The sequence below is a fragment of the Actinospica acidithermotolerans genome (assembly GCF_018139625.1).
Classification (GTDB): domain Bacteria; phylum Actinomycetota; class Actinomycetes; order Streptomycetales; family Catenulisporaceae; genus Actinospica; species Actinospica acidithermotolerans.
This window is the reverse complement of the sequence record NZ_JAGSOH010000185.1, coordinates 1-9,980: the sequence shown is the minus strand read 5'-3', so window position 1 is coordinate 9,980 and position 9,980 is coordinate 1. Positions and strand designations below refer to the sequence as shown.

The 9,980-nt window shown below is 69.3% G+C and carries 9 protein-coding genes; 5 read left to right on the top strand and 4 right to left on the bottom strand.

The window, feature by feature from the left end:
• Together KDK95_RS32695 and KDK95_RS32690 are read right to left on the bottom strand one after the other, a co-directional pair.
• A partial coding sequence (locus tag KDK95_RS32695; RefSeq protein ID WP_212522230.1) for a glycosyltransferase occupies positions 1 to 363 on the bottom strand: 363 nt, incomplete at its 3' end.
• Positions 364 to 402: 39 nt separating this feature from the next.
• Positions 403 to 1,290: a DUF6891 domain-containing protein gene (locus tag KDK95_RS32690; protein ID WP_212522229.1), complete on the bottom strand. Its 888-nt coding sequence runs from the start codon at positions 1,288 to 1,290 to the stop codon at positions 403 to 405.
• Between the two features lie 45 nt (positions 1,291 to 1,335).
• On the opposite strand from KDK95_RS32690, the gene KDK95_RS32685 reads away from it, so the two are divergent.
• On the top strand, positions 1,336 to 2,010 hold the full coding sequence (locus KDK95_RS32685; protein WP_212522228.1) for an alpha-ketoglutarate-dependent dioxygenase AlkB family protein: 675 nt from the start codon (positions 1,336 to 1,338) through the stop codon (positions 2,008 to 2,010).
• Between the two features lie 29 nt (positions 2,011 to 2,039).
• Here the strand turns inward: KDK95_RS32685 and KDK95_RS32680 are convergent, their stop codons facing one another.
• Together KDK95_RS32680 and KDK95_RS36470 are read right to left on the bottom strand one after the other, a co-directional pair.
• Positions 2,040 to 2,588: a class I SAM-dependent methyltransferase gene (locus KDK95_RS32680; RefSeq protein ID WP_212522227.1), complete on the bottom strand. Its 549-nt coding sequence runs from the start codon at positions 2,586 to 2,588 to the stop codon at positions 2,040 to 2,042.
• A 125-nt stretch (positions 2,589 to 2,713) separates the two neighbouring features.
• A complete protein-coding gene (locus tag KDK95_RS36470) occupies positions 2,714 to 3,598 on the bottom strand; it encodes a polysaccharide deacetylase family protein (RefSeq protein ID WP_212522226.1) in 885 nt (294 codons plus the stop codon).
• 171 nt (positions 3,599 to 3,769) lie between these two features.
• Here KDK95_RS36470 and KDK95_RS32670 point away from each other — a divergent pair, with 171 nt between their 5' ends.
• The 4 genes from KDK95_RS32670 (at position 3,770) to KDK95_RS32655 (ending at position 9,935) form a co-directional block, all read left to right on the top strand.
• Positions 3,770 to 4,390: a DUF1707 SHOCT-like domain-containing protein gene (locus KDK95_RS32670; RefSeq protein ID WP_212522225.1), complete on the top strand. Its 621-nt coding sequence runs from the start codon at positions 3,770 to 3,772 to the stop codon at positions 4,388 to 4,390.
• Positions 4,391 to 4,572: 182 nt separating this feature from the next.
• Complete coding sequence (gene opgC / locus KDK95_RS32665; RefSeq protein ID WP_212522224.1) at positions 4,573 to 5,652, top strand: OpgC domain-containing protein; 1,080 nt, start codon at positions 4,573 to 4,575, stop codon at positions 5,650 to 5,652.
• A gap of 202 nt (positions 5,653 to 5,854) precedes the next feature.
• Positions 5,855 to 9,271, top strand: a complete 3,417-nt coding sequence (locus KDK95_RS32660) for a glycoside hydrolase family 15 protein (RefSeq protein ID WP_212522223.1) — start codon at positions 5,855 to 5,857, stop codon at positions 9,269 to 9,271.
• Positions 9,272 to 9,443: 172 nt separating this feature from the next.
• On the top strand, positions 9,444 to 9,935 hold the full coding sequence (locus KDK95_RS32655; protein ID WP_212522222.1) for a hypothetical protein: 492 nt from the start codon (positions 9,444 to 9,446) through the stop codon (positions 9,933 to 9,935).
• The last annotated feature ends 45 nt before the right edge of the window (positions 9,936 to 9,980 follow it).

Here is a 9,980-nt window from a genome sequence, read left to right as displayed (position 1 = left end):
CCCCGGCGGCGGCCCGGCCCCGCGCAGCACCCGCAGCTCCGCGCCGTCCTCGAGCGCGGCAGCGATATCGGCCGCGACCTCCCCGGTCCCGTCCGTGCTCGCGTCGTCGACCACGATGACGGTGAACGGCCCCGGATAGTCCTGCGCGAGCACGGACGGCAGCGCCGCAGGCAGGATCCCCGCCTCGTCCCGCGCCGGAACGATCGCCGTCACCCCCGGCCACGACGTGCGCGCCGAATCCGGCTCGGGCTCGGGCAGCCGCAGGTTCATCCGCCAGAACCCGCCGCGCCCGGCCAGCAGCACGAGCCAGATCGCCAGCGAGACCCAGGCGAGCGCGGCGAACACCAGGTACTCAGCAGTCACGCCGCCAAGCCTCGCACAGTCCGTGGCGGTCCTGCGGGATCAGCTGATCCGCTTGAGCCACCTGATCGGCGCGACCTTGATCGCCTTCTTCGGGTCGCCGTCCCACTCGACCGTCAGCCCCTCGGCGCGCAGGTGTCCGACGATCTCCGCGGCCACGTCGGCGTCCTCGTGCGGCTTGACCGCGCCGAAGTAGAGCCAGAGCACCCCCTGCTCGACGGCCAGCTCCATCTCCTCGAGGTCGAAGTACACGTATCCGCGCGGCTCGTCCGCGTGGCCCCGGTCGAGGACGCCGCGCGCGCAGATGCCGCCGCCCGCGAGCAGCGCGAGCGCCGCCTCCAGCGCGTCCACGTCCGTGCGCTCCGGCCACGACGCCTGCTCCGCGAGCCGCCTCTGCCAGGCCGCCTCCGCGATCCGCTTGGTCTGCACGAACACCATCGGTTCGAGCCCGCGCGTCTCCTCATCCTCGTCCTGCCGGTGGATGAGCATGTCCGCGACCTGGTAGACGTCGTAGGTTCCGTACGTGACCAGCAGGCGGGCGTTCTCGGCGGCCCTCGCGGCGACCACCGGGTCCGGCTCGACGCCGCTGTCCAGCTCCTCGAACGGCACCCACGCGCGGCCGGCCTGCCACCGCTCGCCGCGCGCCCACAGCTCCAGGCAGCGCGCGACCTCCTCCGCCGACTCCATCAGCGTCGCCACGTGCTGCTCGGGGCCGCCAGCGCGCACCTCCACCCGGAACGTGCGCCGGGCCTCGCGCAGCACCTGGAAGTAGTCGTGCTCCTGCTCCGGCAGCCGGTCGACCACGAGCCAGGTGTCCCATCGGTGCCCGATCGCCGCGGCCAGCTCCCGGAACTTCGCCGCGGTCGGCCGCTCGAACTGCCGGCCGCGCTCGTCGTTCACCCGTATCGCCAGCCCCGCCGTCTCGGTCACGCCACCCAGGCTACGCGCCGGGTCCGACGGCGTACGCTGAACTGCATGATCCCGTTTCCCGAGGAGCCGCCGCGCCCTCGGCGCGTGGAGATCGCCCCGGGCGCGGTCCACCTGCCCGGCTGGCTCGACGTCGAGCAGCAGCGGCACCTCGTGCGCGCCTGCCGCGAGTGGGCGCGCGGCCCTGTGCCGATGCGCCGCACCCGCCTGCCCACCGGCGGCGTGATGTCCGTGCAGTCCGTCCACCTCGGCTGGTACTGGCGTCCCTACCACTACTCGCGCACCGCCGACGACCACAACGGCGCCCGCGTCCCCGAGCTGCCCGACTGGCTCGCCGACCTCGGCCGGCGGGTGCTCGCCGACGCCTATCAGGACCCGGATGCCGCCGTCGGCTACCGGCCCGACGTCGCGCTCGTGAACTACTACGACCACGCCGCCAAGCTCGGCATGCACCAGGACAAGGAAGAGCGCTCCCCAGACCCTGTCGTCTCACTCAGCATCGGCGACCGCTGCGTGTTCCGCTTCGGCAACACCGAGACCCGCAACCGACCGTGGACAGACGTCGAACTCGCCTCCGGCGACGCGTTCGTCTTCGGTGGACCCTGCCGCTTCGCCTACCACGGCGTGCCCAAGCTCTATCCCGGCAGCGGCCCGAACGCCGATGTCGGCCTCGCCGAGGGCCGCCTCAACCTGACGCTACGGGTCACCGGCCTGCCCGGGTGACCGTCCTGGAAAGGTGACGGGCCAGTGGCTCAGTCCCCCGTGAGGGGCCGTCCCCACACCACCGTCGCCACCACGTCGATCGGCTGGGAGTCATCGGCGTCGTACGGCGTGGGCAGAGCGCGGTGCTCGCCGGACTTGCGGAACAGGCCGCGCGCGATGAGCTCGTCGGCTAGCGCGAGCGGCGGACGGTGGTTGCCCTGCTCGACGATGGCCATCACGCCGTGCGGCCCCAGCACCGCGGCGAGCCGTGCCATCGTCGGCTCCCAGGGCAGCTGGTAGAGCCGGGAATCGGCGGTGATCAGGCTGTACGGCGGATTGAGCGGCACCGTGTCCACGGCGCCGGCGATCCAGTGCAGGTCGGGGTGGCAGCCGCCGGGCAGTTCGCGCGCGGTGGCGATCGACTCGGGGGAAGGCTCGACGGCGTCGAGCCGGGCGACGCGGCCTCGCGCGATCAACGCTCGCGCCAGAGCGCCCTCCCCGGCTGTGGCATCCAGGACGTGCGTAGGCTCCTCGAGAAGGCTTTCGAGGACGTCGAAGATCTCGGCGGGATAGGGCGGCGGGGACTGACTCTCCGTCATACTGCCATCATGCATGCGCCGTCCACCGGGTGGCTCAGGCGCCAGCGTATGCAGCATCCAACGCGACCCCTACCGCCGCGTACGCCAGGGCTTCCCGAGGCCCTCGCCGCCGCCTTCGCCACCGCCTACATCGCGACGAACTTATAGCCCTCGGCCAGCAGCTTCGGTATGAAGATGCGGAGTGCGGCCACGGTGTTCCGGCGCACGCCGCCGCCGTCGTGCTCCAGGATGATGTCGTGCGCGCGCGTGGTGCGCAGCACCGTGTGCACGATCTCCTGCGTGTCCACCTGAGCGGTGTCCCAGTCGCGCGGGTCGACGGACCAGTCGACGGGCTTGAGGCCGCGCTCGGCGCAGGCCTCGAAGACCGCCTTGGACCAGTTGCCGTAGGGCGCGCGGAAGATCGACGGGCTCTGCTCGGCCGCGGCCAGCGCGTCGTTGCAGCGGTCGATCTGCGAGAGCACCTGCCTGGTCGTCAGGTGCAGCAGGTCGGCGTGGTTCCAAGTGTGGTTGGTGATCGTGTGGCCCGCCGCCGAGACCTCGCGCACGATCGAGAGGTTCGAGGCGACCTGGCCGCCGATCATGTTGAACGTCGCCTTGATGTCGTACTCGCGGAATATCTCGAGCACCTGCGGCGTGTAGACCGGGTGCGGGCCGTCGTCCATCGTCAGCGCTATCGCCCGCGGACCCTGGTCGTCCACGTAGTACTGCGGCTTGGTCGCGACGGCGGTCGCCGGGTGCTTCGGCGGAGTCCAGGCGGGCGACGGCTTGGCGGTGGCGCGGGGGGTGCCGCGCACGGTGCGTAGCGCGCCCGCCGTCGTCGTCCCCGGGCTCGGCTTCCCGCCCGAGGAGAGGATCCCGGCCGTCATGCTCACGCCGGCGACCAGCGTGACCCCGCCGATCGCGGCCACCACCCTCCGGCGCGGGGGACGGCGCACGCCCGCCGCGCCGTCCGCCGCGGGATTTCCGGTGTGTTCGATCTGCACGGTCCGCTGGAGATCTTCATCGCTCACACCCGGTACCGACGCAGTGCGCCGCCGACCGGTTCGAGGATTCTTCAGATTCGTTTAAGCGCCCTCCCGGCCGGTCCTCCTGCCCCGGTCCTCCTGCCCAAGTCCTCCCGTCCGGTGCCCCGGCCCGAAGCCTCTGGAGCCCGCGGGCGTCGAGCGCATAACCTACTCCCCATGACAGACGACAAGTCGCAGTTGCCGGAGCTCCGGGCGTCGCACGCGGATCGCGACCGGATCGCCGAGCAGCTACGGGTCGCCGCGGGGGATGGCCGGCTGACCATGGATGAACTCGACGAGCGCCTGGAGAAGGCGCTGAACGCGAAGACCGGGAGCGAGCTCGCCGTCCTGGTCACCGATCTGCCCGCGGTGGCCGCGTCCGGCCTTGCGCTGCCCGCCGAGGCGCAGGAGCTCGTCAAGATCGAGGTGAGCAGCGGCAGCGCGGCGCGCGAGGGGCGCTGGGTGGTGCCGCGCGCGATGGAGGTCAAGGCGGGCAGCGGCAGCGTCAAGCTGGACCTGACCAAGGCCGTGATCAGCGGGCCCACGCTGCGGATCGACGCCACCGTGCGCAGCGGCAGCCTGACGATCGTCACCAAGCCGGGCATCGAGGTGATCGTGGACGAGGTGAGCGTCTCCAGCGGCTCGGCGAAGGTGCGCCAGCCGCCGGGTGCCGAGTCGGTGCCGACGGTGCTGCGGGTGACCGTCTCCGGCAGCGTGCGCTCCGGATCGATCACCGCGCGTCCGCCGCGCCGCGGCTTCCTCGCCTGGCTGCAGCGCAAGCCGGTCACCTACGAGTAGCCGCCCGGCGTCCGAGCGGCAGCACCCTGATGCGGGTCTGCCGCTCGGCGGCCGAACGGTCGGTGCCCGCATGATCGCCGGGAGCGAGGATTCCTGAAGGCGGCCTCCAAGCTTCCTGAAAGCTTGCCGCCGGAGCCGGGTGTTTTCAGCCAGGCTGAAGATGAGCTTGGCGAACTGTACGCATGACCCACCCGCCCCAACGCCGCCTCGTCGCCCTCGACCTCATGCGGGGGTACTACGTAGGCGTCCTGGCCGCCATCCACCTCGACTACGTCCCGTCGCTGCTCGGCCTCGTCGACGGCCGGGGCGCGCTGCTGGTCTCCGAGGCCGAGGGCTTCTTCATGATCTCCGGACTGCTGGTCGGCCTGCTGCGCCGCCGCGACCTGGTGCGCTATGGAGCACGCCGGATGACGCTGAACTCCTGGAAGCGCGGACTGCAGCTCTACATCGTGGCCGTCCCGCTGACGCTGCTGTTCACCTTCATCGGCCGCACCGCGGTCGAGCACGGCCATCCCGAGGTGAAGGTGGGCCTGGACGTCTCCTCGTCCTGGCCGCGGCTGATCTACAACACGCTGACCTTCCACTACACGTACGGCTGGGCTGACTTCCTGACCTACTACGTCCCGATGTTCCTGCTCGCCCCGCTCGCGGTGTGGCTGCTATCCAAGCGTCTATGGCCGCTTATCCTCGTGCTTTCATACGTTGGCTTCTGGCTCCCCTCGCACTACGACACGTCCTACATCAGCCCATTCCTGCAATGGGGCGTCTACTTCTTCATCGGAACCGCCGCTGGCTATCATTTCAATGATCTGCGGACCTTGAGGGCTCGGCAGTCCCGGAACCGGCAGCGGGTGATCAAGGTGGGCCTGGTCGCCGCGACCCTGCTGATCTACGCCGCCGGACTCGTGCTGCTCTACCGCCCCCACCTGGTCTCCAGTGCCGGCATGTACTACCACCTGTTCGAGAACAACCGGCTGGGCCTGCTGCGCCCGCTCGTCGCGCCGATCAGCGTGGCCGGCACGTACCTGGCGATCCGCCGCTACGAGGAGCCGATCAGCAGGACCCTCGGCAGGATCCTGATCCCGTTCGGCCGCAACTCGCTGTACGTGTACGTGGCGCAGAGCTTCTTCGTCTTCCTGGTGCCCTTCGCCTTCGGGCCGAAGAACTTCCTGTTCAACACGCTGTTCGACGCCGCGGTCATCGGCCTGATCTACCTCGGCGTGCGCACCAGGTTCCTCGCCGTCCTCATCCCGCGCGCCTAGCCCGCACTCCCCGCCAGGCGGCCCGCCGCGCACCCGTTCCCGGGACCGCGCGGCGGGTTTGCATTCTGCCAAAACAATTCTGTGCGGAGCTTGACGGGATCGCCCCCTGGCGGACCCGCCATGCTTCTGTTACGTTACGCAGCGCTCACCGTTTTGTTCGATCAGACAACCAATCCGTGTCGTCGTTCAAAGGAGAACGCTGATGCATGCGGCGCACCCACGGCTCCGCGCACTGAGACCCCTGATCTCCGCCGCGTCGGTGCTCGCGCTCACCGCGACCGCCCTCGTGGCCGGATCCGCCGCCCCGGCCCTCGCCGCCACGGCCTCGGGCGGTCCCGGAACCACCCCCTACTGGAACGAGAGCGGCGCAGTCCAGGGCTTCGCCGACTCGACGAGCTCCTCGTCCAAGGTCGCGTACACGATCGGGAACGGCGAACTGGAGAACGTCTTCTACCCCGAGGACGACGAGCCCGACACCTACGGCCTGCAGTACTACGTGACCGACGGCTCCTCGTTCAGCGACAGCGAGGTCTCGAACACCACGCACGCGGTCACCCTGGCCGACTCGACCTCGCTGACCTGGCAGCAGACGAACACGGCGGCCAACGGCGACTTCAAGATCGTCAAGACCTACATCGCCGACCCGAACTCGAACGTCGTGCTGATCCAGACGACGTTCACCAACGAGACCTCGACCCCGCTCTACCTGTACGCCGACTACCAGCCGTACCTGGACAACCAGGGCGACGGCAACACCGGCGGCACCGACTCGACCACCGGCGACCTCGAGGCGGTCAACGGATCCGTGGCCAGCGCGCTGTCCGCGAGCACCGGATTCACCGAGTCCAGCACCGGCTACGTCGGCACAAGCAGCTCCGGCGTCACGCAGCTGGCCAGCGGCTACGGCCTGTCGACCACGTACTCCGGGGTCTCCAGCAGCGGCCACCTCGACCAGACCGCCGAGATCCCGGTCAGCACCTCCGGCTCGACCACCTTCACCCTCGCGCTGGCCTTCGACACCACCGAGGCCTCGGCGATCAGCGACGCGTCCACCGCGCTGACCGCCGGGTTCAGCTCGCTGGAGTCCGGCTTCGAATCCGGCTGGCACACCTGGCTCGCCGGGCTGAACTCGCCCCCGGCCTCCGTCAGCAGCAGCTCCACGCTGCTCAACCAGTACTACATCTCACTGATGGAGCTGAAGGCGGACGAGGACAAGACGTACACCGGCGGATTCGTGGCCTCGCCCACCGATCCCTGGGGTGCCTCCGACAGCGCCGCGAGCACCGGAAACCACGGCTACCACCTGGTGTGGACGCGCGACGAGTACCAAATGGCGTCCGCGCTGCTCTCGGCGGGCGACTCCACCGACGCGGCGGCCGCGCTCGCCTACATCCTGAAATACGAGGTCGAGTCCAGCGGCGAGGTGAAGCAGAACACCTGGCTCAACGGAAACCAGGAGTGGGGCGGCCAGCAGATGGACGAGGCCGCCGACCCGATCATCCTCGCCTACCAACTCGGCGACACCAGCTCCGGCGACTGGTCCACGCTCAAGACCGAGGCGAACTACCTCGTCGCCAACGGCCCGTACACCGGCCAGGACCGCTGGGAGGAGAACGGGGGATATTCGCCCTCGACGATCGCGGCCGAGATCGCCGGACTGGTGTGCGCGTACTCGCTGGCCACGACGCAGGGCGACACCTCCGACGCCTCGACCTACCTGAGCACGGCCGAGACGTGGGCGAGCGACGTGGACGGCTGGACGTACACCACCAGCGGCTCGATCGCGAGCGGTGACTACTTCGTCCGGATCGCGCCGAACGGCACGCCGAACGCCTCCGACACCATCTCCATCTCGAACGGCGGCGGCTCGTACGACCAGCGTGCCGTCGTGGACGCCGGGTTCCTCGAGCTCGTGCGCCTGGGCATCAAGTCCGCCTCGGCGACCGACATCGCGAACTCGCTCACGGCCGTGGACGACACGATCGCCACGACCACGCCGGAGGGCACCATGTACCACCGGTACAACCACGACGGCTACGGCGAGACCTCGACCGGCGCCGACTACACCGGCGCGGGCGTCGGCAATCTGTGGCCGGTGTTCAACGGCGAGCGCGGCGAGTACGACATCGCCGACGGCAACACCAGCGGCGCCGAGACGCAGCTGGAGATCATGCAGGCCTCCGCCACCGGCGACGGCCAGATCTCCGAGCAGGTGTGGGGCAGCTCGACCGCCGCCACCGCGTCCGGAACCGGCTGGACCCTCGGCCAGGCGGACAACTCGGCGACCCCGCTGATGTGGTCGATGGCGCAGTACGTGCGGCTGGCCGACGACATCTCCAACGGCGTGAGCGACACGCCGAAGATCGTCTGCCAGACCTTCAGCACGTGCAGTGTCACCGCCCCGAGCGCGCCGACCGGCCTGAAGGTCACCGCGACCACGTCCACCACCGCCTCGCTCTCGTGGACCGCGTCGAGCGGCGCGACCAGCTACAAGGTCCTGCGCGGCGGCACCGTCGTCGGCACCACCACCTCCACCGGCTACACCGACACCGGCCTGACCGCCGGGACGTCCTACACGTACACGGTCGAAGCGGTGAACTCCGCCGGCACCTCCTCCGCAAGCTCATCGGTCACCGCGACCACAAACGCAGCGGGCACCGCCCCCAACGCGCCAACCGGCCTCACGGTCGGCACCGTCACCACCACCACCGTCCCGCTGACCTGGACCGCGGCAACCACAAGCGGCTCGTACGCAGTCGCCAGCTACTACGTCCTGCGCGGCGGCAGCATCGTCGGCACGACCACCTCCACGTCGTATACGGACACGGGCCTCACACCCGGAACCACGTACTCGTACACGGTCGAGGCCTACGACTCGAACGGCGACGTCAGCGCCGCATCGAGCGCGGTGTCCGCCACAACGAAAACCGCCTACACCGAGACGTTCAACGTCACAGTCCCGGTCAACACCGCCGCCTCCGGAGACACCGTCTACCTCGACGGCGACTTCTCGGTCCTAGGCGGCAGCGCCTCCGACTGGTCGGCCTCGGGCATCGCGATGACCAAGGTGGACGACACCCACTACACGGCCACCGTGACCTCGGCCAGCAGCACGACCCTCGACTACAAGTACGACCTCGGGGGTTCGTGGAGCAACGTCGAGGAGACCGGCAGTTGCGGCTACGTCGCCAACCGCTCCGTCACCGTGTCCAGCGGCACGGAGACCGACACGGTCGACAACTGGGCAGGCCCCAACACCTGCGGCAACGCCCAGGCCGTCATCGACGTGACCGTCCCGTCCTCCACCCCGAGCGGCGACGAGGTCTACATCTCCGGCGACTTCTCCGCCCTGGGCATCGGAATGTCCTCCTCGAACGACTGGTCCGCGGGCCTGTACCCGATGACCAAGATCGCCACGAACGAGTGGCAGATCATCGTCCCGTCGTTCTCGGGCGACACCCTCGCCTACAAGTTCGACCTCAACGGCACCTGGACCAACGTCGAGGAGGGAAGCTCCTGCAGCTACGTGAGCAACCGCAGCTTCTACTTCAACGGCGCGGACAGCACGTACACCGCGTCCGACACGGTGACGAACTGGGCAGCCCTCAACGGCTGCTAACGCGCACTAGCTAGCCGCCGTTGACGGTTAATGGCTCGCCGTTATCGACGGCGGCTGCAGGTTACCCCGTCCCGGGCGCGGTTACGACACCGCGCCCGAGACGGCCGTCCGAAAGCAGATCCCGAAACGTCGTCCTGAAAAACTGTCAGACCAGTCCGTCATGATCTCCCTCATGAACAACATCGACACCAACAATGCCATCGCCGTCGACGCCAACGCCGCCATGGCCCACGGCAACGCCGCCCTCGACATCGACATCGACATCGACATCGACTCCGAAAACGAACTCGTCACGACCTGGCGGGAGATCCTGATCGGCGACCACAAGTCCTGGGTGCTGTTCGCCCACGACACATGCGTGGTCCTGCCAGAGCCACCACCCGGGGGAGACCTCGGCGAGCAGGCAATCCGCCTGCTCGCCGAGCACGGCCCCGTCCAAATCGGCTCCCCCTCCGCCGACTTCAACGTCATACACCTGGACGAGGCCCCCGGCTGGTGCGTCACCTGCCACCACCCCGACGTACTCACCTACGTGGCACCCACGGACGTGACCAAGGGCGCCGGCGACCTGGAGGTAGGCCTATGCGGCCGCTCCAAGCGCCACATGGACGGCACCGAACTCAACATCACCCACATCGAAGACAAGCGCCCCGTCAACATCTGACCCCGCCGCCGCGCCGCCACCCGCGTAACTCCGTTACCTCCACGT

Coding starts and splice junctions, on each gene's coding strand:
- KDK95_RS32685 (WP_212522228.1), top strand. CDS start 1,336: ATGATCCCGTTTCCCGAGGAGCCGCCGCGCCCTCGGCGCGTGGAGATC.
- KDK95_RS32680 (WP_212522227.1), bottom strand. CDS start 2,588: ATGACGGAGAGTCAGTCCCCGCCGCCCTATCCCGCCGAGATCTTCGAC.
- KDK95_RS32670 (WP_212522225.1), top strand. CDS start 3,770: ATGACAGACGACAAGTCGCAGTTGCCGGAGCTCCGGGCGTCGCACGCG.
- opgC (WP_212522224.1), top strand. CDS start 4,573: ATGACCCACCCGCCCCAACGCCGCCTCGTCGCCCTCGACCTCATGCGG.
- KDK95_RS32660 (WP_212522223.1), top strand. CDS start 5,855: ATGCATGCGGCGCACCCACGGCTCCGCGCACTGAGACCCCTGATCTCC.
- KDK95_RS32655 (WP_212522222.1), top strand. CDS start 9,444: ATGAACAACATCGACACCAACAATGCCATCGCCGTCGACGCCAACGCC.